17 protein-coding genes are annotated in these 21,487 nt (G+C 66.3%); 13 read left to right on the top strand and 4 right to left on the bottom strand.

Annotation, left to right across the window (positions count from 1 at the left end; all coding sequences use genetic code 11):
* Positions 1-193: 193 nt before the first annotated feature.
* The 3 genes from V3B41_RS08830 (at position 194) to V3B41_RS08820 (ending at position 2,689) form a co-directional block, all read left to right on the top strand.
* On the top strand, positions 194-1,342 hold the full coding sequence (locus V3B41_RS08830; protein WP_197620224.1) for a methionine aminotransferase: 1,149 nt from the start codon (positions 194-196) through the stop codon (positions 1,340-1,342).
* Positions 1,343-1,356: 14 nt separating this feature from the next.
* Complete coding sequence (locus V3B41_RS08825) at positions 1,357-2,163, top strand: amidohydrolase (RefSeq protein WP_197632417.1); 807 nt, start codon at positions 1,357-1,359, stop codon at positions 2,161-2,163.
* A gap of 91 nt (positions 2,164-2,254) precedes the next feature.
* Positions 2,255-2,689: a hypothetical protein gene (locus V3B41_RS08820; protein ID WP_295548648.1), complete on the top strand. Its 435-nt coding sequence runs from the start codon at positions 2,255-2,257 to the stop codon at positions 2,687-2,689.
* On the opposite strand, the gene V3B41_RS08815 is transcribed toward V3B41_RS08820, so the two are convergent.
* Positions 2,676-3,806: an MFS transporter gene (locus V3B41_RS08815; RefSeq protein ID WP_329860713.1), complete on the bottom strand. Its 1,131-nt coding sequence runs from the start codon at positions 3,804-3,806 to the stop codon at positions 2,676-2,678. The genes V3B41_RS08820 and V3B41_RS08815 overlap by 14 nt on opposite strands.
* A 90-nt stretch (positions 3,807-3,896) precedes the next feature.
* On the opposite strand from V3B41_RS08815, the gene V3B41_RS08810 reads away from it, so the two are divergent.
* Positions 3,897-4,670, top strand: a complete 774-nt coding sequence (locus V3B41_RS08810) for a helix-turn-helix transcriptional regulator (protein WP_329860711.1) — start codon at positions 3,897-3,899, stop codon at positions 4,668-4,670.
* Between the two features lie 50 nt (positions 4,671-4,720).
* Here V3B41_RS08810 and V3B41_RS08805 read toward each other — a convergent pair whose 3' ends face one another.
* Genes V3B41_RS08805 through V3B41_RS08795 form a run of 3 tightly spaced genes read right to left on the bottom strand, consistent with a single transcriptional unit; the run spans position 4,721 to position 8,145 of the window.
* Positions 4,721-6,358 carry a pseudouridine synthase gene (locus V3B41_RS08805; RefSeq protein WP_197620228.1) on the bottom strand — a complete coding sequence of 546 codons (1,638 nt, stop codon included), beginning with the start codon at positions 6,356-6,358 and terminating at the stop codon, positions 4,721-4,723.
* The gene (gene scpB / locus V3B41_RS08800) at positions 6,351-7,226 is read right to left on the bottom strand and encodes an SMC-Scp complex subunit ScpB (RefSeq protein ID WP_197620229.1); all 876 of its coding nucleotides are present in this window, start codon (positions 7,224-7,226) and stop codon (positions 6,351-6,353) included. Before scpB ends, V3B41_RS08805 begins: the two co-directional genes overlap by 8 nt.
* Before the next feature lie 13 nt (positions 7,227-7,239).
* The gene (locus tag V3B41_RS08795) at positions 7,240-8,145 is read right to left on the bottom strand and encodes a ScpA family protein (protein WP_049430585.1); all 906 of its coding nucleotides are present in this window, start codon (positions 8,143-8,145) and stop codon (positions 7,240-7,242) included.
* A 374-nt stretch (positions 8,146-8,519) separates the two neighbouring features.
* On the opposite strand from V3B41_RS08795, the gene V3B41_RS08790 reads away from it, so the two are divergent.
* The 9 genes from V3B41_RS08790 to V3B41_RS08750 all read left to right on the top strand — a co-directional run bounded on the left by V3B41_RS08790 (position 8,520) and on the right by V3B41_RS08750 (position 21,485).
* On the top strand, positions 8,520-8,819 hold the full coding sequence (locus tag V3B41_RS08790; RefSeq protein ID WP_049430587.1) for a YciI family protein: 300 nt from the start codon (positions 8,520-8,522) through the stop codon (positions 8,817-8,819).
* Positions 8,820-8,839: 20 nt separating this feature from the next.
* Complete coding sequence (locus V3B41_RS08785) at positions 8,840-9,091, top strand: BolA family protein (RefSeq protein WP_197632419.1); 252 nt, start codon at positions 8,840-8,842, stop codon at positions 9,089-9,091.
* A 149-nt stretch (positions 9,092-9,240) separates the two neighbouring features.
* Positions 9,241-10,278 (top strand): LacI family DNA-binding transcriptional regulator, encoded by a 1,038-nt coding sequence (locus V3B41_RS08780; RefSeq protein ID WP_012480808.1) that lies wholly within the window; start codon positions 9,241-9,243, stop codon positions 10,276-10,278.
* Between the two features lie 76 nt (positions 10,279-10,354).
* Positions 10,355-13,411: a TonB-dependent receptor gene (locus tag V3B41_RS08775; RefSeq protein WP_049430593.1), complete on the top strand. Its 3,057-nt coding sequence runs from the start codon at positions 10,355-10,357 to the stop codon at positions 13,409-13,411.
* Between the two features lie 249 nt (positions 13,412-13,660).
* A complete protein-coding gene (locus V3B41_RS08770) occupies positions 13,661-15,265 on the top strand; it encodes a glucoamylase family protein (RefSeq protein WP_049430595.1) in 1,605 nt (534 codons plus the stop codon).
* A 4-nt stretch (positions 15,266-15,269) separates the two neighbouring features.
* A complete protein-coding gene (locus V3B41_RS08765; protein WP_049430597.1) occupies positions 15,270-16,610 on the top strand; it encodes a sugar ABC transporter substrate-binding protein in 1,341 nt (446 codons plus the stop codon).
* Positions 16,607-17,488, top strand: a complete 882-nt coding sequence (locus V3B41_RS08760; RefSeq protein WP_005410323.1) for a sugar ABC transporter permease — start codon at positions 16,607-16,609, stop codon at positions 17,486-17,488. The genes V3B41_RS08765 and V3B41_RS08760 overlap by 4 nt, the downstream gene beginning before the upstream one ends.
* On the top strand, positions 17,485-18,321 hold the full coding sequence (locus tag V3B41_RS08755) for a carbohydrate ABC transporter permease (RefSeq protein WP_049430599.1): 837 nt from the start codon (positions 17,485-17,487) through the stop codon (positions 18,319-18,321). Before V3B41_RS08760 ends, V3B41_RS08755 begins: the two co-directional genes overlap by 4 nt.
* Positions 18,318-21,485 (top strand): discoidin domain-containing protein, encoded by a 3,168-nt coding sequence (locus V3B41_RS08750; RefSeq protein WP_329860704.1) that lies wholly within the window; start codon positions 18,318-18,320, stop codon positions 21,483-21,485. The genes V3B41_RS08755 and V3B41_RS08750 overlap by 4 nt, the downstream gene beginning before the upstream one ends.
* Positions 21,486-21,487 lie beyond the last annotated feature (2 nt).

Here is a 21,487-nt window from a genome sequence, read left to right as displayed (position 1 = left end):
TGTCCCGGTAGCGGGGGGGGGGGGGGCGCGGGGGCGGGGGGGGGGGCGCGGCCCCCCCGCGCCGGGCCCGCCCCGGCGCCCGCAAGACAATTCAAACCCCCCGCCGGGCATGACCCGGCGCTACCGGCTGAACCCACAGTCGCAGCGTGGATTTCGTACACTTCTGGGCCTCGTTCCCCCAGACTCCAGGCCGATGCAACCCAACACCAAGCTGCCCAAGGTCGGTACCACGATCTTCACCGTGATGTCCCAGCTCGCTGCCGAACACGGCGCGGTCAACCTCGGCCAGGGTTTCCCGGACTTTTCCGCGCCGCAGCGCCTGATCGATGAGACCGCCAAGGCGATGGCCGCCGGGTTCAACCAGTACCCGCCGATGACCGGCGTGGCGCCGCTGCGCCAGGCCATCGCGCAGAAGGCACTGGACTGCTACGGCGCGCAGGTCGATGCGGACAGCGAGATCACCGTCACCAGTGGCGGTACCGAGGCCATCTTCAACGCCATCCACGCCGTGGTGCGTGCCGGCGAAGAAGTGATCGTGCTCGACCCGGCCTATGACTGCTATGAACCGGCGATCGACCTTGCCGGTGCCAGGGCCGTGCACGTTTCGCTGGACCCGCAGACATTCGCGGTTGATTGGGACCGCGTGCGTGCAGCGATCACCCCGCGTACCCGCATGCTGATCGTCAACACCCCGCACAACCCGTCCGGTGCGATGCTGTCGGCCCAGGACATGCAGGCGCTGGCCGAACTGCTGCGCGGCACGCAGATCTACCTGATTTCCGATGAAGTGTATGAGCACATCATCTATGACGGCCGTCGCCATGAATCGGCGCTGCGCTACCCGGAACTGCGCGAGCGCGCGTTCGTCATTTCCAGCTTCGGCAAGACCTACCACTGCACCGGCTGGAAGATCGGCTATGCAATCGCGCCGCCGGCGCTGACCGCCGAGTTCCGCAAGGTGCACCAGTACAACACCTTCACCAGCTTCGGCCCGGCGCAGTACGGTTTCGCCGCGATGATCCGCGACGAGCCGGAACACCATCTGGAGCTGGGCGCGTTCTACCAGGCCAAGCGCGACCGTTTCCGCGAGCAGCTGGCCGGCACCCGCCTGAAGCCGCTGCCGGTGCCGGGCGGCTACTTCCAGCTGGTCGACTACTCGGCCATCAGTGACCTGCCGGACCACGAGTTCGTGAAGTGGCTGACCATCGAGAAGGGCGTGACCGCCATCCCGCTGTCGCCGTTCTACGAGAACCCGCCGGCCGGCCAGCGCCTGGTGCGCCTGTGCTTTGCCAAGAACGAAGCGACCATGGACGCGGCGATCGAACGCCTGCGGCTGCTGTGAGCGGAGCAGTGACCATGCAGGACCTGCGCATTTCCCTCGTCCAGGGCGATACCCGTTGGCATGACCCGGCGGGCAACCGCGCCTACTACGGCGCGCTGCTGGCACCGCTGGCGGGCACCACCGATCTGGTGATCCTGCCTGAGACCTTCACCAGTGGCTTCTCCAACGACGCCATCGCCCAGGCCGAAGGCATGGACGGCCCGACCGTGGCCTGGGTGCGCGAACAGGCGAAGGCGCTGGACGCGGCGGTGATCGGCAGCGTGCAGTTGCGTGATGGTGAAGGCGTCTACAACCGCCTGCTGTTTGCCACGCCTGATGGCGGGCTGCAGTACTACGACAAGCGCCACCTGTTCCGCTATGGCGGCGAGCACGAGCGTTATGCCGCTGGCCGTGAGCGCCTGAGCGTGGAATGGAAAGGCTGGCGGATCAATCCGCAGGTCTGCTACGACCTGCGTTTCCCGGTATTCTGCCGCAACCGCTACAACGTCGAGCGTCCCGGGCAATTGGACTTCGACCTGCAGATCTTCGTCGCCAACTGGCCGTCGGCGCGTGCCTACGCGTGGAAGACCCTGTTGCGTGCACGGGCGATCGAGAACCTGTGCTTCGTGGCGGCGGTGAACCGCGTCGGTGTCGACGGCAACCAGCTGCATTACGCCGGCGACAGCGCGGTTCTGGATTTCCTCGGCCAGCCGCAGGTGGAAATCCGTGAGCGTGAACAGGTGGTCACCACCACCATTTCGGCCGAGGCGCTGGCCGCACATCGCGCGCGCTTCCCGGCCATGCTTGACGCCGATGCTTTCCACCTCGACGAGCAGGCCTGAACGCTGCCGCACCAGCGCGCGCGCCTGCATCCAACCTGCACGCGCGCGCTGCTAGATTCGCCACCAGTCCGACCGAACTGGAAGTCCTGCCATGAACAAGTCCTTCGCACTGCTGCTGGCCCTGTCCGCCGCATCGTTGGCGCCGGCCGCACACGCTGCCGGCAACCTCGATTGCGAGCTGCGTTACAACCTGTCCGGTTGGTCGCTGATCTACAAGACCGCATCCGGCAATGGCACGGTCACCTGCAGCAATGGCGCCAGCATGCCGGTGCGCATCGAGATGAAGGGCGGCGGCCTGACGGTCGGCAAGTCGAAGATCACCAATGGCCGCGGCAGCTTCACCGGCGCCGTGAGCGTCAACGAGCTGCTGGGCACTTACGCGTCGGTCGGCGCGCATGCTGGTGCGGTGAAGTCCAGCAATGCGCAGGTGATGACCAAGGGCGATATTTCGCTGGCCCTGTCCGGCACCGGCAAGGGCTGGGATCTGGGCGTGGACGGCGCCGCCTTCACCATCAGCCGGCGCTGAGCCGTGCCGGCCGCTGCAGCCACAGGGCCAGCAGGCCGCACAGGATGAGGGTCGGTGCCGGCAGTTGCAGTGCACCGACCACGGCCATCGCTGCGCCGATCAGCAGGTAGTAGAGCAGGCCGAACAGGGCGCCTGCGCTGCCCAGGCAGTGCGGGTATCCGCGCAGGGCCTGGCCCAGCACATTGGGAATGGCCAGGCCGAAACCGGCCACCACCGGTACCATCGCCGCGACCAGTGCCGGTTGATTGCGCAGCAATGCAGCCAACAGCCCGCCGGCCAGCACCAGTCCCGCGGCGAGCCGGATGCGCGTGGCCGAGGCAATGCCTGCGCGCAGCAGGCGAGCATTGCCCCATGCACCCAGCGCCGAGCCCAGTGCCAGCACCGCGCCGCTGGCACCGAACCAGGCCAGCGGCCAGTGCAGGCGTTCGAACACGAAGGGGCCCAGCGCGTACCAGCTGTACATGGCCACGTTGAACGCCATCACCAGCAGCGCCTGCGACCAGATCCAGCGATCACGCAGCAGTTGCCACAACAGTGGCAGCAGGGGCGTGTGCACGACTTCGGCAGGGCGGCTCTCCTGCAGGCCGGATGTGCATCCGAGCATCAGCAGGATGACCATCAGCAGCAGGCCGGCCTGCACGCCGGCATAGCCATGGCCGTTCACAAGCAGCACACCCAGTGCCAGCCCGATCGCCGGGCTCAAGGCCAGCGCCATGCCGATCCACGAGAACGCCTGCGCCAACGCGGGTCCCTGCAGGTGGTCGCGCAGTACGGTCTGGGTGACGACCGAGGCCGCCGCCGCACCCAGTGCGGCCAGTGCCTGTGCCAGCAGGACCTGGCCGAAAGTGCTGGCCAGCAGGCCGCCGCAGGCCGCCAGGGCGAACACGGCCAGGCCGCAGAGCAGGGCAGGGCGACGGCCGATATGGTCGGCCAGCCGCCCCCATAGCAGGACACCGGCGGCGAAACCGAACAGGTACAGGCTCATGGCCTGGCTGGCGGCGGCAGGGGGCAGTGCGAAGCGCCCGGCGAGGTCGGCCAGGGCAGGGCTGTACAGGGTCTGCGCAAGCTGGGGGAACATCAGCAGCGCGATGGTAAGCAACAACAGGCGACGCGACATGCGGGCGCTCCGCAAACAGGGCCGCGCATTGTGGTGGCGCGTGCAATGGCGCACTCTCTCTATCCTGTCATTAAATGTATGAAATCGGACATGGCCTGGTTGCAACCGGACGCGTATTTCGACGCCGATGCCTGGAGCGCTCCAGTGCTGGGGATCGCGGCCTCATTGGCAGATCACGACTCGGGTTGGCACCAGCATGCACGTGCGCAATTGCTGTACACCCGGCAGGGCTGTACGCGCCTCACCTACGGTGATCGCATCAGCCTGCTACCACCCGCCCGCGCGGCGTGGATTCCGGGCGGGCTGCGCCATCGCGCGCAGATGCGCCAGGCGGTCGACTACCGTTCGTTGTACTTCAACGCCACCCTGTCGGCCCAGCTGCCCCGGCAGCCGGCGATCATCGGCGTGGGGCCGCTGCTGCAGGCCTTGCTGGAACCGATCGCGCAGGCACCGTTCGACCATGACTGGCGGGCACCGCACGCGCACCATCAACTGGCGCTGTGCGTGCTGGAGATCGCTGCTGCACCGGTGGCGCCGATGGACCTGCCTCTGCCGCGTGATCCACGGATCGCACGTTGCCTGCCGCTGGCCGAGCAGTTGCCGCCCGAACTGGGCGAGCTCGCCGCGCGTGCGGGCCTGAGCGTGCGCACGGTCGGCCGGTTGATGCAACGCGATGCCGGCATGGGCTATCAGGCCTGGCGCCAGCAATGGCGACTGATGCGGGCCATGGAGTTGCTGCTGCTCGGCCATCGCGTCGCGCATGTGGCGCAGGACACTGGCTTCTCCGCCGAGAGTCCGTTCATCGCCTTCTTCCGCAGCATGACCGGCACCACACCTGCCGCCTTCCAGCGCCACGCTCTTTAAAGAAAAACCCCGGCCTGCGCCGGGGTTTTTCATTTCATGCGTGCCAGCGATCAGCCGCCGCGCGGGCCGCTGCGGCGCGGGCCGCCCGGACCGCGGTTGCCGCCGGGGCCACCCGGGCCACGGTTGCCACCCGGACCGCCGGGGCCGCGATTGCCGCCCGGGCCACGGTTGTTGCCACCGCCCGGACCGCGACCGCCCGGACGGGCGCCGTGTGCCGGCTTGGGGCTGCCATACGGGTTGAAGCCCGGGGTGGCGTGGTCGGACGGGAAGCTCGGGGCGTTGCCCGGATGGCCGTACGGGTGCTTGTTGCCCTGGCCCTGCGAGCGGTTGCCGCTACCGGCCGGACGGCCCTGGCCGCCTGCGCCGCCACGGCCTTCACCGCCAAAACCGCCACGGCCCTGGCCGCCACCGGCGCCAGCGCCCGGACCCTTCGGCTTGCCGTACGGACGGCCCTGGCCACCCGCGCCCGGACCACGGGCACCCGGGCCACGTGCGCCCGGACCGGCGTTGCGATGGCCGCTCGGGCCGGTGCTCACGCCGTCCGGCACGTACCAGGTGCGGAACGCGGCCGGGTTGCCTTCCGGCAGCGAGCGGTCGTTCTTCGGTGCGCGCTGCTTGAACGGTTTCTGCGACTGCTTGGCCGCCGCTTCACCGCTGACGGTCAGGCCGCCCTTGAAGCCGCCGCCCTTGCCGCCGCGACCACGGCCGCGGTCTTCGCGGACGTTGTCGAAACGACGCAGCTCGCGGCCTTCATCGGCCGTGTTGTGGCCATTGACGTAGGCATTGCCACGGCCACCTTCGCGCACGCGCACGGTGGTCTTGGCGGCGCGGCGCTGGCCGATCACCGGCTGCAGGGTCAGCGCCGACGGCGCGCCTTCTTCCAGCTTCAGCTGCGCACGCAGGGCTTCCACCTGGGTGGTGCCCAGTTCCACCGAATGGCCACGGGCCAGTTCGCGCGGCAGGCTCACCTTGCCGTAGCGGGTGCGCTTCAGGCGGCTGACCTGGCAGCCCTGCGATTCCCACAGGCGGCGCACTTCGCGGTTGCGGCCTTCCTTCACCACGACGCGGAACCAGTCGTGTGAATCGGTACCGCCGATGCGTTCGATCTCGTCGAACTTGGCCGGGCCGTCTTCCAGCGCCACGCCGCGGGCGAGGCGGTCGACGATGGCGTCGGAGACCTTCTCCTCGCCTTCCGGGGCACGCACGCGCACCACGTACTCGCGCTCGACCTCGAACGACGGGTGCATCATGGCGTTGGCCAGTTCACCGTCGGTGGTGGCCAGCAGCAGGCCGGTGGTGTTGATGTCCAGGCGGCCGATCGCGATCCAGCGCGCGCCCTTCAGCGGCGGCAGCGACTCGAACACGGTCGGGCGGCCTTCGGGGTCTTCGCGGGTGGTCACTTCGCCTTCCGGCTTGTTGTAGACCAGCACGCGCGACGGTTCGGCCAGGGCGGTGGCGACGAAGCCGCGGCCATCCAGCTCGATCTTGTCGCCGCTCTTGACCGACATGCCGGTCTGCGCGACTTCACCGTTGACCTTGACCAGGCCTTCGGCGATGCGCTGTTCCAGCGCGCGGCGCGAACCCAGGCCAGCCTGGGCCAGCACCTTGTGCAGGCGCTCTTCCAGCTTGAACTGTTCGGAGGTGGCTTCACGCTTGAGCGAGAGCTTGTTACGGGGGGTGTCACTCATCAGTTTTGCTCCGGCCGACGGTTTCGAGGTCGGCCTCTGGTTCGGAATCGGCTTGGTCAACAGCCACGGTCGTCATCGCGACGGCGTTGTCTTCGCGTTCGTTCAGGGTCACCGCGCGCTCGCCCGGCGCGGAATCGGGGTGCCCATCATCGAGGGGCGAAGGTGCTTGCTCATCGGAAGCCGACGCAGACGCTGCATCGGCGGAATCGGGGGTGTCGCTGCCGGCCAGGCCGGTGTCATCGTTCGCGGCAGCGCCATCGGCGCGAGCCGAAATGTCTGGACCGTCGGCACTGGCGGCGGCCGGTGCATCACGGTCCAGGGCCAGCTGCGGTTCCAGCTCGCCCAGGTCCTTCAGTTCCGACAGCGGCGGCAGCTCGTCCAGGCGCTTCAGGCCGAAGTAGTCCAGGAAGCCCTTGGTGGTGCCGAACAGCGCCGGCTTGCCGGGCACATCGCGGTGACCGACCACGCGGATCCACTCGCGTTCTTCCAGCGCCTGGATGATGTTGCTGCTGACCGCCACGCCGCGCACCTGCTCGATCTCGCCACGGGTGATCGGCTGCCGGTAGGCAATCAGCGCCAGGGTTTCCAGGGTGGCACGGGTGTAGCGGGTCTTGCGTTCGGTCCACAGCCGGCTGATCCAGCCATGCACTTCGCCGGTCACCTGGTAGCGGAAGCCGGAGGCGACCTCGACCAGTTCCACGCCACGGCCTTCGCAGGCTTCGCGCAGGCGCTCAAGCGCACGTTCGATGCTGCCCGGCGGTGCCGGCTCTTCTTCCGGGAACAGGTCTTTCAGCTGGGCCAGGGTGAGCGGCTGGCTGGAGGCCAGCAGGGCGCCCTCGACAATGCGGTTGATCAGCGTTTGGTCCATCGGCAGTCAGCGCTCACTCGTTCTCGTTGGCGGCGTCGTTGTCGTCGAACTCGCTGCTGAACTGCAGCGGGGCATTGGTGTTGCCGGCGGCCAGGGACTTCACGTAGATCGGCGCCAGCGGTTCTTCCTGGACGATGTCCAGTAGCTGTTCCTTGGCCAGTTCCAGCACCGCCAGGAACGTGACCAGCACGCCCAGCTTGCCTTCTTCAGCAGTGAACAGCCCTTCAAAACGATAGAACTTGCCGTCTTCCAGACGACCCAGTACGTCGCCCATGCGCTGGCGCACACTCAGCGCCTCGCGCTTGATGGCGTGGCCGCTGAACAGCTCGGCGCGCTTGAGCACGTCGTGCAGGGCCAGCAGCATTTCCTTCAGGTCGACCGGTGGCGGCAGCTTCACCGCAGCGCGGTCGGGCATGAAGGCATGGGCCACGCTGGTGTCGCGGTCCTGGCGGGGCAGGGCGTCGATGTCCTCGGCAGCCTGCTTGAAGCGTTCGTACTCCTGCAGCCGGCGCACCAGCTCGGCGCGCGGATCGGCCTCATCGCCGTCTTCGCTGACCGGGCGCGGCAGCAGCATGCGTGACTTCACTTCGGCCAGGATCGCGGCCATCACCAGGTACTCGGCGGCCAGCTCGAAGCGCAGCTCGCGCATCACGGTGATGTATTCCACGTACTGCCGGGTGATCTCGGCCACGGGAATGTCCAGTACGTCCAGGTTCTGGCGGCGGATCAGGTACAGCAGCAGGTCCAGCGGGCCTTCGAAGGCATCCAGGATGACTTCCAGCGCATCCGGGGGAATGTACAGGTCCTGCGGAATCTGCAGGACCGGTTGCCCATGCACCACGGCCAGCGGCATTTCCTGCTGCTGGGGGGCGGGCGGCCGGGTTGGCGGGTTCGCGTCGAGCGCGAGTTCGGAAGTCATCTAATGGACATCAGGATTGCAACGGACCAGTCGCGGCACCGGGTTCGCCGGGCCAGGGCCACGGAGCCCCAGGGCACCAGACACGCCGGGATCGGCGCGATTCCACACATATCAAACAGCAGGACGCGCCGCAGGAAACGGCAGCGACGGAACTACGGGGAGGTCGTCTACGTGGCCCGGCCAGGTGGGCCGGTTTGAAGCAGCGGGACGGTCGTCGGGGGCTGCGTTGGCCGCAAAAACCGACGGGCTGCTGCATCCAGCCACGTGCAATGGAGCCTAGGGTAAGCCTTTGTCGCGCCAGTGTCCAGCCGGGCCGGGGCGGGGGCCGCATTGGCTAGAATCTGCGCACCCGACAACGCAAGCGAGGAAATGCCGTGTGGTATGTGATTGAAGGCTATGACGGCCAGGATGTGCTGGCGCAGCGGCTGCAGGCGCGGCCGGAACACCTGGCGCGCCTGCACGCGCTGCGCGACGAAGGCCGCCTGCTGCTGGCCGGGCCGTGCCCGGCAGTGGACAGCGAGGACCCGGGCCCGGCCGGTTTCAGTGGTTCTGTGGTGATCGCGCAGTTCGAGTCGGTCGTGCAGGCCCAGGCCTGGGCCGATGCCGACCCTTACGTCGCCGCGGGCGTCTACACCCATGTACAGGTGCGTCCGTTCCGCAAGGTCCTGCCGTGAACGCGGAGCGGATCGAGCGGATGCGTGACGCACTGCAACAGGCGCTGGCCCCCAGCGTGCTGGAAATCGAAGACGACAGCCATCGGCATGCCGGCCACGCGGGTGCGAGGGATGGCCGCGGTCACTTCAACCTGCATATCGTCAGCGAACGCTTCGCGGGACTGGGTCCGCTGGCCCGGCATCGCGCTGTCTATGCCGCGCTGGGGGTGATGATGGAGACCGACATCCACGCGCTGTCCATTCGCGCATTGACCCCGTCAGAACAGGGCTGAGCCCTTGTCCCACGCTGTCCTGGCGGGTCCCTCTGCGGGCCTGCCACAGACAGATTTCCATGTCCATTTCAGGACATTCGCCTAACGGACTGTTTACAAGCCCAGATGGAAACGCTTACATTCCGCGCCAATGCTGGTAGGTCCAAGCCGTGGAGGGCGGCTTCGTGAACAAGGCAGCTATCACAATCAAAGACGTCGCACGCGAAGCCCGGGTCTCCGTGGCCACGGTTTCCCGCGCGCTCAACGGGCATGAAAATGTCGCCGAACCGGTCCGCCAGCTTGTGCTGGAGGTGGCCGCACGGCTGCGTTACACCCCGCACGCCGCCGCCCGCAGCCTGAGCAGCCGCCGCACCAATACGGTGGGCGTGGTGCTGCCTGACCTGTACGGCGAATTCTTCTCCGAGCTGATGCGCGGCATCGACAACGTCGCCCGCAACCGCCGCCAGCACCTGCTGGTGTCCAGCTACCACGGTGACCAGGAACAGCAGGGCGCGGCCCTGCGTGCCATGCGCGGCCGCGTCGACGGCCTGCTGGTGCTTTCGCCCTATGCCGAGAGCCCCGGCTTCCTGACCGACAACCTGCCGCAGTCGTTGCCGACGGTGCTGATCAACACCTATCTGCCCGGGCAGGACCACCCGGTGCTGAGCATCGATGACCATGCCGGTGCGATGGCGATGACCCGCCATCTGCTCGATGCCGGTCACCGCCGCATCGCTTTCATTTCTGGCCCGGACCTCAACTTCGACGCGCGCGAGCGCCTGCGCGGCTTCCGTGACGCGCTGGCGGCTTTCGGCAGTGACGCCGAAGGCATCGAGCTGCCCGGTGATTTCGACGAAGCTTCCGGCCATCGCGCCGGTCAGGAGTTGCTGGCAGCCGGAGCGCTGCCCGATGCCGTGTTTGCCGCCAACGACATGATGGCCCTGGGGTGCCTGTATGCCTTCACGCAGGCAGGGGTCCATGTGCCGTCCGATGTCGCCCTGGCGGGTTTCGATGACATTCCACTGGCGCGTTTCGTCCACCCGTCGCTGACCACCATGCAGGTCAGCATCGCCGAGCTCGGCGATCGGGCCATGACGCGCCTGATGCAGTTGATGGACGGCACCTCCACGGATGGGACAGGGGACAAGCAGACCCTGGTTCCCCGCTTGATAGTTCGCGATTCCACCACTCCGCCATCGGGCCGTTGAAGCCAGAGGCGTTCCTTCTTTTTTGATTGATCGCAGGGACCGCGCGAGCGGTCACCGCCACCCGGAGATTGAGTTGATGATGCATACCACCTTCCGCACGCCGGCGCGCCGGCTGCTGAGCACCGCACTGGTCAGCTGCCTGATGCTGGCCGCTGCTCCGAACGTCATGGCGCAGTCGGCCAACGCCAGCCTGCGCGGCCAGGTTGCCGGCGCCCAGGCTGGCTCTGAAGTCACCGCCACCAACGTGGCCACTGGTACCGTCCGTCGCGGCACCGTCCGTGCCGATGGCAGCTACTCGCTGATGGGCCTGGACCCGGGCACCTACGACGTGGTCGCCAACGGCCAGTCGCAGAAGGTCACCGTCACCGTGGCTTCGACCGCCACCCTGAACTTTGCCGGTGCCGCCAGCAGCACGCCGGGTTCGACCGCGGCGACCAACCTGGACACTGTCAACGTCGTCGCGCCGACCCTGCTGCAGGAAGTGCGCACGTCCGAAGTCGGCAAGACCGTCAGCCTGCAGCAGATCCAGACCACCCCGCAGGTCTCGCGCAACTTCCTGGAGTTCGCTGACGCGGTGCCGGGCATGATCTTCACCCGCGACGCCAAGGGCAACACCTCGCTGCGCGGCGGTGCCACCAACTCCGACGGCACCAACGTCTACATCGACGGTGTGGGCCAGAAGAGCTACGTCAAGGGCGGCGGCGTGGCCGGCCAGTCCGGCAGTGCCGGTAACCCGTTCCCGCAGCTGGCCATCGGCGAGTACAAGGTCATCACCGGCAACTACAAGGCCGAGTACGGCCAGGTGTCCAGTGCAGCGGTCACGGCCGCGACCAAGTCGGGTACCAACGAGTTCAAGGGTGAAACCTTCTACCGTTATACCAACGACAGCATGCGCGCGATGACCCCGGCCGAGCGTCAGCCGGGCAAGGGCAAGGAGGATTCTGCCGAGAAGGAATACGGCTTCGCCCTGGGCGGCCCGATCGTCAAGGACAAGGCCCACTTCTTCGTGACCTATGAAGCCAAGCGCTTCGATCTGCCGGTGACCATCGCACCGCATGGTGCGGTGACCAACAAGGCCAACCGCGTCCCGGCTGATGCCCAGGCCGGCCTGGGCCCGGCCAGCCAGCCGTTCCAGCAGGACCTGATCTTCGCCAAGGTCGACTTCGAGCCGACCGACAACGATCGCCTGGAACTGACCTTCCAGGACCGCGATGAAACCCAGCAGCAGTTCTCGGACCAGACCGCGCCGATGCACGGCAAGGAAACCAAGAACACCGACCGTCGTTACGCGCTGCGCTGGAACCACAGCGGTGAGCGTTACTACAACGAGCTGATGGTGACCCACGAGGATTCGTTCAACAATCCCAAGCCGCTGAGCATGGGCAACGGTTTCAACTACACCGCGCCGGACGGCAAGAGCGAGGAGCGCGCCATCGTCTCGATCGGTGGTTCCTCGGCGATGTCGTCGCAGGTAAAGGGCCAGAAGGGCTGGTCGATCGAAGACAACCTGACCCTGGACGGTATCGAGTGGGCTGGCGACCACACCATCAAGATGGGCGCCAAGTACAAGCAGATCGACCTGTACGCCTCCGATGCGGCGCAGATCAATCCGCAGTTCTATTACACCATCGACAACCCGGCCTTCCCTGACAGCATCCCGTACAAGGCGCAGTTCGTGAAGCCGGTCACCGGCGTGTCCGGCGTGTCGGGTGAAGTGCGTTCGAAGGTCAAGCAGATCGGCCTGTTCATCCAGGACGATTGGCAGGTCAACGACCACCTGCAGCTGAACCTCGGCCTGCGTTGGGACTACGAGAAGAACCCGTCCTATCTGGACTTCGTGACCCCGCCGGAAGTGGTCAATGCGCTGTTCGCGCAGGATCCGCGTGCCGCCGCTGGCCAGAGCTACGCCGACACGCTGGCGCTGAGCGGCCTGAACATCAACGATTACATCAGCAACGGCCACAACCGCAAGGCATTCAAGAATGCCTGGCAGCCGCGCCTGGGTTTCTCGTATGACATCAATGCCGACGAGCAGCACGTGATCCACGGTGGTGCCGGCCGTTCCTACGACCGTGACCTGTTCGACTACCTGCAGCTGGAAACCACCAAGCTGGCCCTGCCGCAGCCGACCATCTACTTCCGCAACCCAGCCACCGGCCAGTGCTTCCAGGGCAACGCCGCCTGCTATGACTGGAATCCGAACCTGCTCAACGGTATCGGCAACCTGCAGAGTCTGGTCGGTTCGACCAGCAACGCCGGCCTGGAAGTCGACCTGCTGAACAACAATCTCAAGGTGCCCTACGCTGACCAGTTCAGCCTGGGCATGAGCAACCAGATCGGTGACTGGCTGACCGACGCCACCATCGCGCGCACGCTGACCTACGATGGCTTTGCCTTCACCCTGGGTAACCGCTACCCGACCGGCAACTTCTTCGATGACCCGCGCCTGTGCGGTGGCACCGAGGCCGGCCTGAGCCAGGCGTGGAGCTGCAACGTGCCGGGCTTCGGCAGCCTGATCATCGGCCAGCAGGGCATCAAGACCCGTGCGACCCAGATCCTGTTGTCGGCGCAGAAGCCGTTCACCCAGGAAAGCGGCTGGGGCACCTCCATCGCCTATACCTGGACCACCGCCCGCCACAACCGTGACATCAACGAGCACTACGCGTTCGACCGTGGCGTGATCGGTGACTACCCGACCATCCGCTCCAACGGCGCGCCGCGTCACCGCCTGGTGGTGACCGGTTCGTATGCGGGCTTCTGGGGCATCACCTTCGGTGGCAAGATCACCCTGGCCACCCCGACCGCGATCAACGACTGGTACGGCGTGCCGCAGGCCAATGGCTTCGACCTGCCGACCCCGATGGCGGCGGTTCCGGGTGGCAACGGCAAGTTCCTGCTGGGTGGCAAGATCTTCGGTTATCGCTCGGTCGACCTGCAGGCGACGAAGACGTTCAAGATGCCGGGCGATACCGAGCTGTATGCGCGTATCGACATCATCAACGTGTTCAACTTCGACAATTTCTCGAACTACAACTACTACAAGAATGGCAAGTTGACCGCGAGCTACAACGAGACCGGCGACATCGTCGGTACGCCGCGCCAGGTCAAGGCCGAAGTGGGCTTCCGCTTCTAAGCCCGGATGTAGATGCACGACCCAGATGCCGCCGGTTCGCCGGCGGCATCGATCGCGTGAAAACGGCAATGGCCGGCTCCGTGCCGGTCCATTGCCCACGCCGCTGCCGGCCAGGGGGCAGCGGCGTGGGCAATGATCGCGGTGTCAGGCCACGATGTTCGTGGTTTTTTAAGAACGCACCTTGTAAACGATTTCAGATCATTGGACGTTATGCTTTCCCATCGATCAGACCACCGGAGGAACCGCGCCATGCAGGCACGCCATCTGTTGTCCGCCGCAGCGTTGAGCCTGGCCGTGGCCGCCTGCCAGCCGGCCCAGCAGGAGCCTGCCAAGCCGCGCCCACCGGTGATCCTGATCGAGGCCGACGCACCACCGCGGCCGATGAAACCTGAGCTGCCGCCGCTGTTCGATGACATCGAGCGCCGCACCTTCCAGTTCTTCTGGGACACCACCAACGAGATCAACGGGCTGACCCCGGACCGCTATCCGTCGCGGCCGTTCGCCAGCATCGCCTCGGTTGGGTTCGCACTGACTGCCTATCCGATCGGCATCGAGAACGGCTGGGTCAGCCGCAACCAGGCGATCGACCGCACCCTGACCACGCTGAAGTTCTTCCGCGACGTGCCGATGGGCCCGCAGCGTACCGGCAAGGCCGGCTACAAGGGTTTCTACTACCACTTCCTGGACATGCAGGAAGGTCGTCGCTACGACAGCTGGGTCGAACTGTCCTCGGTGGATACGGCGCTGCTGATGATGGGCGTGCTGTTCGCGCAGTCGTACTACGACGGAGACGATCCGCGCGAGAAGGAGATCCGCCAGATCGCAGACACCCTGTACAAGAAGGTCGACTGGCCCTGGCTGCAGCAGCGTGCGCCGCTGATCTCGATGGGCTGGTTCCCCGAGAGTGGCTTCATCGACCATGACTGGATGGGCTACAACGAGGCGATGATGGTCTACATCCTCGCCCTGGGGTCGCCGACGCACCCGGTCAGCCCGGACGCGTGGACGGTCTGGACGCGTACCTATGACAACGACTGGGGTGTCTACCAGGGCCAGGAATACCTGTCCTTCGGCCCGCTGTTCGGCCACCAGTACAGCCACGTCTGGATCGACTTCCGCGACATCCAGGACGCGTACATGCGCGAGCGCGGCAGCACCTACTTCCTCAACAGCCGCTCGGCCGCGCTGGCCCAGCGCGAATACGCCATCGCCAACCCGATGCAGTGGAAGGATTACGGCGAGAACGTGTGGGGCCTGACCGCCAGCGATGGCCCGCAGAACACCACGCAGGAGTATCGTGGCGAGCAGCGCCAGTTCCGCCATTACTCTTCGCGCGGCGCCGGCCTGCGCGAGAACTTCGATGACGGCACCATCGCGCCGACTGCCGCGATCGCGTCGGTGGTGTTCGCGCCGGAACAGGTGATCCCGGCCACGCTGGAGATGCACAAGCGATACGGCGACTACATCTATTCCAGCTACGGCTTCCTGGATTCGTTCAACCCCAGCTTCAACTACGACATCCCGATCAAGACCGGCCGCGTGGTGCCTGATCGCGGCTGGGTCGCCAGCGACTACATCGCCATCGACCAGGGCCCGATCCTGACCATGATCGCCAACTACCGCAACGACTTCGTCTGGGAAGTGATGAAGAAGAACCCGTACATCCGCAAGGGGTTGGAGCGGGCCGGATTCAGTGGTGGCTGGCTGGCGCCGGAGGGGTCGTTCCAGCCGCTGGAACTGCAGAAAGACGAAAAGGCCGCGGCGGCACGCGCGGTGGGTATCGCCGAATCACGCGCGGCTGCCGCGCAGGAACAGAAGAACAATGCCAACCGCACCACAGGCCAGGGCAAGTAACCCGATGCCGAACTGGATCGACCGCCTGCGCCGCTGGACGCTGCCCGCCCTGGCCGCATTGGCCGTGGCCGGCTGCGCCCGTACCGAACCGGGCACCACTACCGTGCGCTTCTGGGCGATGGGCCGCGAAGCCGAGGTGGTCAGCGAGCTGATCCATGAGTTCGAAGCCGAAAACCCCGGCATCAAGGTGGACGTGCAGAACATCCCGTGGACCGCCGCGCACGAGAAGCTGCTGACCGCGTTCGCCGCCGATGGCCTGCCGGATGTCTGCCAGCTCGGCAACACCTGGGTGCCGGAGTTTGCCGAGCTCGATGCGCTGACCCCGTTGCAGCCGTTCGTCGATCATTCGGCCGTGGTCGATGAGAAGGATTATTTCCAGGGCATCTGGGATACCAACGTGATCCACGGCGAGCTGGTCGGTGTGCCGTGGTATGTCGACACCCGCCTGATCTACTACCGCAAGGACCTGCTGGCCAAGGCCGGCTACGACCACCCACCGCGCACGTGGCAGGAATGGGACGAGCAGATGGCGGCGATCAAGCGCATGCAGGGCCCGAACCGCTATGCGGTGCTGATGCCGATCAACGAATTCGAGCAGCAGCTGTCGCTGGCGCTGCAGCAGCCCGACCCGCTGCTGCGCGACGACGACACCCGCGGCAACTTCGCCAGCCCGGGCTTCCGCCGCACGCTGGCCTTCTACGCCAACATGTTCGAGCAGGGCTGGGCGCCGAAGATGTCCGAGACGCAGATCTCCAACGTCTGGGACGAGTTCTTCCGTGGCTTCAACGTGTTCTACATTTCCGGCCCCTGGAACATCCGCGAGTTCAAGAAGCTGCAGCCCAAGGAACTGGAAGGGCAGTGGGGCACGGCCGCGCTGCCGGGACCGGACGGCCCAGGGGCCGGCATCGCCGGAGGCACCAGCCTGGTGATCTTCCGCAAGTCGCAGCAGAAGGAAGCGTCGTGGAAGCTGATCGAGTTCCTTTCGCGCCCGCAGATCCAGGCACGTTTCCATTCGATCATCGGCGACCTGCCGCCACGTCGCAGCACCTGGAGCGCGCCGTCGCTGGCCAACGATCCACTGGCCGCAGCGTTCCGTGACCAGCTGGAGCGGGTCAAGCCGACGCCGAAGGTGCTCGAATGGGAGCGCATCGTGCAGGAAATGCGCATCGTCACCGAGAAGGTGGTGCGTGGTGGTCTGCCGCAGGACAAGGCCGTCGAAGAACTCGACCAGCGCGTGGACAAGGTGCTGGCCAAGCGCCGCTGGATGCATGAACAACAACGCCTGCAGCAGCGCGTATCGTCGCCGCGATCCAGCAGTGCCGTCGCCGCCGGGAGCGCGCAATGAAACGTACTTCGCTTGCCGGCTGGATCTTCGCCGGCCCCTCGCTGATCGTGCTGGGCGTGTTCTTCGGCCTGCCGGTGGCCTCGGCGCTGGCGCTGAGCGTGACCGACTTCGACCTGTATGCACTGGCCGACAGCAGCAACCTGCGCTTTGTCGGGCTGGGCAACTACATCGACCTGCTGCAGACGCCGATGTTCTGGAAGTCGCTGTGGAATACCACCTACTTCGTGTTGATCGGCGTACCGTTGTCGATCGGCGTGTCGCTGGGCGCAGCGATGCTGCTCAATGCGCCGGCCGCACGCTTCAAGGCACTGTTCCGCACCGCACTGTTCGCGCCGGTGGTGACCACGCTGGTGGCGGTGGCGGTGATCTGGCGCTACCTGTTCCATACCAGCTACGGTCTGGTGAACTACGGGCTGGGCCATCTGGGCATCAGCCCGATCGACTGGCTGGGTGATCCCAACTGGGCGATGCCGACCATCATGCTGTTCGCGGTATGGAAGAACTTCGGCTACAACATGGTGATCTTCCTGGCCGGCCTGCAGGCGATCCCGCATGACCTGTACGAGGCCGCGCGCATCGATGGCGCCTCGCGCTGGAAGCAGTTCCTGCACATCACCCTGCCGATGCTCGGCCCGGTGCTGCTGGTGGTCGGGGTGATCACCGTGTCCGGCTACTTCCAGCTGTTCGCCGAACCGTACGTGATGACCCGCGGCGACCCACTGCAGAGCACCGTCAGCGTGCTGTATTTCATGTTCGAGGAAGGCTTCAAGTGGTGGAACCTGGGACGCGCCTCGGCTGTGGCGTTCCTGCTGTTCCTGATCATCCTGGCGGTGACCACCGTAATGCTGCGTTTCGGCCGCAAGAGGCAGTTGGTATGAGTCGTGAAATCGGCCAGTCGCGCTGGTACCCGTGGATGATCAATGGCGCGTTGCTGGTGCTGGCCCTGGTCAGCCTGGCGCCGCTGCTGTGGATGGTGTCGGTCTCGTTCATGCCGCAGGGCGAGGCCAGCCATTTCCCGCCGCCGCTGCTGCCTTCCAGCGTCACCACGCACAACTACCATGAGCTGTTCGCGCGCACCGGCATGGGCGGCAACTTCGCCAACAGCCTGCTGGTGTCGCTCGGCATCACGGTCGGTTCGCTGCTGCTCAATACCATGGCCGGCTATGCCTTCGCCAAGCTCAACTTCGTCGGCCGCGAGCGCCTGTTCCAGGTGCTGATGGCGGCGCTGGTGATTCCGGCGCAGGTGGCCATGCTGCCGCTGTTCCTGCTGATGAAGCAGCTGGGGCTGGTCAACAGCTTCGGTGGCGTGATCGTGCCGGCGCTGGCCAGCGTGTTCGGCATCTTCCTGGTGCGCCAGTACGCGCGTTCGATTCCGGACGAACTGCTGGAGGCGGCGCGCATCGACGGGGCAGGGGAGCTGCGTATCTTCTTCCAGATCGTGCTGCCGATGCTCAAGCCGGTGCTGGTGACCCTGGCGATCTTCACCTTCATGGGCGCATGGAACGATTTCATGTGGCCGCTGATCGTGTTGACCGACCAGGAGCACTACACTTTGCCGGTGGCGCTGGCCACCCTCTCGCGCGAGCACATCATGGACGTGGAAATGATGATGGCTGGCGCGGTGGTCACCGTGGTCCCGGTGCTGGCGCTGTTCCTGGTGCTGCAGCGGTACTACATCCAAGGTCTGTTGCTGGGGAGCGTCAAGGGATGAAGCGAGCGATCGCCGTTGGACTGGGCCTGTTGTGGACCTCCCTGGCGATCGCCGCACCCCCGGCGCTGCCGGCACCGAAGGTGCTGGACGACTTCGACGACATCGCGGCCTGGAAGTTGGTGCTGTCCGACCAGGTCAGCGGTTCGCTGCGTCCGGTCAGCGGCGCCGGCGGTGGCCGCGCGCTGTGCCTGGACTACGATTTCCACGATGTCTCCGGCTACGTCGGCATCCGTCGTGCGCTGAACATCGAGTACCCGGTCAATTACCGCTTCGGCTTCCAGCTGCGCGGTGATTCGCCGGGCAACGACCTGCAGTTCAAGCTGATCGACGCCAGCGGCGACAACGTCTGGTGGGTCAACCGTCCCGGCTACAGCTTCCCCAGGGCATGGACGCCGGTCGAGTACCGGCGTCGGCAGATTGACAAGGCGTGGGGGCCGTCGCCCGGGAAGGACATGGCGAGCAGCGCCGCCGTCGAATTCACCATCTACAGCAAGGTCGGCGGCCGCGGCACGGTGTGCTTCGACAAGCTGACCCTGCAGGGCCTGCCGCCGCAGGATGATTCGGCGCTGGTGCCGTCGGTGATCGCCGATACCGCCACCGCGCTGCAGGACCGCATGATCGATGGCAAGAGCGATACGTTCTGGATCAGCGGTGGCGTCAAGCAGCAGACCATCAGCCTGGACCTGCACAAGAGCCGCGAGATCGGCGGTGCGGTGATCGACTGGCTGCCGAATCTGGAAGCGCGCCGCTACACCGTGCGTACCTCGGAAGATGGCCGCGACTGGCGCACTGTGCGCGAGGTGACCAGCGGCGCCGGTGGCCGTGACTGGCTGGCGCTGCCGGATACCGATGCACGCTACGTGCGCTTCGATCTGCAGGATGGCCCGAACTGGCGTTACGGCATCCGTGACATCGCACTGAAGCCGCTGGCGTTCGCCGCCACGCCCAATGCCTTCCTGTCCTCGGTGGCCGCCGATCTGCCGCGTGGCTCGCTGCCGCGTGCCTATGTGGGCGAACAGCCGTACTGGACCCTGCTCGGCCTTGATGGCGGCCAGGAACAGGCGCTGATCAGCGAAGATGGCGCGCTGGAGCCGGCCAAGGGCAGCTTCAGCATCGAGCCGTTCATCCGCCTCGATGGCAAGCTGCTGGACTGGTCAAAGGTCGCGATCACCCAGTCGCTGCAGGATCACTACCTGCCGATCGCCAATGTCGACTGGGTGCATGAAAAGGCCGGCCTGGCGGTGACCGGTTTCGTGCAGGGCACACCGGAGCGTGCGCAGCTGATCGGCCGCTACCGGCTGAGCAATCCGGACAAGGTCGCACACGAATACACCCTGGCACTGGCGATCCGGCCGTGGCAGGTCAATCCGCCCACGCAGTTCCTCAATACCGTCGGTGGCTTCAGCCGCATCGATGCACTGGATGTCGGCGAGCAGCTGGTGCGGGTCAACGGCGAGCCGCGCATCTACCCGCTGCAGGTTCCGGATGCGCGCTTTGCCAGCACGTTCGATGGCAAGCTCGATGCGATGCATCTGGCGGACGGCAAGTACCCGGCAGCCACCGCAGTGAAGGACAGCACCGGCATGGCGTCGGGCGCGTTGATCTACACGATCAAGCTCGAGCCCGGCCAGAGCCGCGAGGTGGCGGTGGTACTGCCGCAGACCGGTGGCTGGGCGCCGAAGGCGCTGGACGTGGCCAAGGCGCAGGCGCAGGTGGCCGAGCAGTGGCGGCAGAAGCTGGGCGTGGTCTCGCTGCAGGTGCCCGCTGCGGGCCAGCCGCTGGTCGACACCCTGCGCACGGCAGTCGCGCACATGCTGATCTCGCGCGTCGGGCCGCGCCTGCAGCCGGGCACGCGTTCCTATGCCCGCAGCTGGATCCGCGATGGCGCGATGATTTCCGAGGGCCTGCTGCGCATGGGGCGCAGCGATGCGGTGCGTGACTACATCAACTGGTATGCGCCGTACCAGTTCGAGAACGGCAAGGTGCCGTGCTGCGTCGACGCGCGCGGCAGCGACCCGGTGCCGGAGAACGACAGCCACGGTGAGCTGATCTACAGCATCGCCGAGTACGGGCGCTATACCGGCGACAGCACCTTCACCGAGCTGATGTGGCCGCACGTGCAGGGCGCTTACACCTACATGGAGCAGCTGCGCGCCAGCGAGCGCACCGAAGAGAACCGCGCGCGCAACCCGGCCTTCTACGGGATGATGCCGGCCTCGATCAGCCACGAAGGCTATTCGGCCAAGCCGATGCATTCGTACTGGGACAACTTCTGGGCGCTGCGCGGCTACAAGGACGCGGCGCTGCTTGCGACCCAGCTGGGCAAGGTCGAGGCGATGCAGATCGCTGAATCGCGTGACCAGTTCCGTGATGACCTGCAGGCATCGCTGCTGTCGGCGATGCAGCAGCACACCATCGACTACCTGCCGGGCTCGGCCGAACTGGGCGATTTCGATGCGACCTCGACCACCATCGCGCTGGCGCCGGGCGGCGAGCAGGGCCGACTGCCGCAGCAGGCGCTGGAGGCGACCTTCGAGCGCTACTGGAAGGAGTTCGTGGCCCGTCGCGATGGCAAGCGGGAGTGGAAGGACTACACCCCGTACGAGTGGCGCAACGTGGCCGCTTTCGTGCGCCTGGGCTGGCGTGACCGCGCCTGGCAGGCCACCGAATTCTTCTTCAAGGACCGTGCGCCGCAGGCCTGGAACCAGTGGGCCGAAGTGGTCTCGCGCACCCCGCGCAAGCCGTTGTTCGTCGGCGACCTGCCGCACGCGTGGGTGGCCTCGGATTTCGTGCGTTCGGCGCTGGACATGTTCGCTTACAACCGCGACATGGACGATGCGCTGGTGCTGGCCGCTGGCGTGCCGACCGCGTGGCTGCAGGGCGAGGGCATCGCCGTTCAGGGCCTGCGCACCCCGCAGGGCCAGCTCAACTACCGCCTGCAGCGCAGCGACAAGCAGCTGGTGCTGGAGGTGCAGCCGGGCCTTCTGCCACCGGTCGGTGGCGTGGTGTTGCCGTGGCCGTACGCCGGCGATCCGGGCGAGGCGACCATCAACGGTGAAGCGGCCGAATGGGTCAACAAGGAACTGCACGTGCACCAGCTGCCGGCGCGGGTCGAGATCGATGTACCGGGCGCGGTGCGCCGCGCCGAGCGCAAGGGGCAGTAACG

Source organism: Stenotrophomonas sp. SMYL89 (genome assembly GCF_036319985.1).
GTDB classification, from domain to species: domain Bacteria; phylum Pseudomonadota; class Gammaproteobacteria; order Xanthomonadales; family Xanthomonadaceae; genus Stenotrophomonas; species Stenotrophomonas maltophilia_Q.
Note: the sequence above shows the minus strand (reverse complement) of the source record. Positions and strands in the feature narration are given on the sequence as shown.

What these genes read in the sequence shown, in the direction of transcription:
- V3B41_RS08770 (WP_049430595.1), top strand. Translation starts at nt 13,661, where the DNA reads ATGCAGGCACGCCATCTGTTGTCCGCCGCAGCGTTGAGCCTGGCCGTG.
- V3B41_RS08830 (WP_197620224.1), top strand. Translation starts at nt 194, where the DNA reads ATGCAACCCAACACCAAGCTGCCCAAGGTCGGTACCACGATCTTCACC.
- V3B41_RS08755 (WP_049430599.1), top strand. Translation starts at nt 17,485, where the DNA reads ATGAGTCGTGAAATCGGCCAGTCGCGCTGGTACCCGTGGATGATCAAT.
- V3B41_RS08810 (WP_329860711.1), top strand. Translation starts at nt 3,897, where the DNA reads ATGGCCTGGTTGCAACCGGACGCGTATTTCGACGCCGATGCCTGGAGC.
- V3B41_RS08785 (WP_197632419.1), top strand. Translation starts at nt 8,840, where the DNA reads ATGCGTGACGCACTGCAACAGGCGCTGGCCCCCAGCGTGCTGGAAATC.
- V3B41_RS08825 (WP_197632417.1), top strand. Translation starts at nt 1,357, where the DNA reads ATGCAGGACCTGCGCATTTCCCTCGTCCAGGGCGATACCCGTTGGCAT.
- V3B41_RS08750 (WP_329860704.1), top strand. Translation starts at nt 18,318, where the DNA reads ATGAAGCGAGCGATCGCCGTTGGACTGGGCCTGTTGTGGACCTCCCTG.
- V3B41_RS08765 (WP_049430597.1), top strand. Translation starts at nt 15,270, where the DNA reads ATGCCGAACTGGATCGACCGCCTGCGCCGCTGGACGCTGCCCGCCCTG.
- V3B41_RS08775 (WP_049430593.1), top strand. Translation starts at nt 10,355, where the DNA reads ATGATGCATACCACCTTCCGCACGCCGGCGCGCCGGCTGCTGAGCACC.
- V3B41_RS08805 (WP_197620228.1), bottom strand. Translation starts at nt 6,358, where the DNA reads ATGAGTGACACCCCCCGTAACAAGCTCTCGCTCAAGCGTGAAGCCACC.
- V3B41_RS08760 (WP_005410323.1), top strand. Translation starts at nt 16,607, where the DNA reads ATGAAACGTACTTCGCTTGCCGGCTGGATCTTCGCCGGCCCCTCGCTG.
- V3B41_RS08795 (WP_049430585.1), bottom strand. Translation starts at nt 8,145, where the DNA reads ATGACTTCCGAACTCGCGCTCGACGCGAACCCGCCAACCCGGCCGCCC.
- scpB (WP_197620229.1), bottom strand. Translation starts at nt 7,226, where the DNA reads ATGGACCAAACGCTGATCAACCGCATTGTCGAGGGCGCCCTGCTGGCC.
- V3B41_RS08820 (WP_295548648.1), top strand. Translation starts at nt 2,255, where the DNA reads ATGAACAAGTCCTTCGCACTGCTGCTGGCCCTGTCCGCCGCATCGTTG.
- V3B41_RS08815 (WP_329860713.1), bottom strand. Translation starts at nt 3,806, where the DNA reads ATGTCGCGTCGCCTGTTGTTGCTTACCATCGCGCTGCTGATGTTCCCC.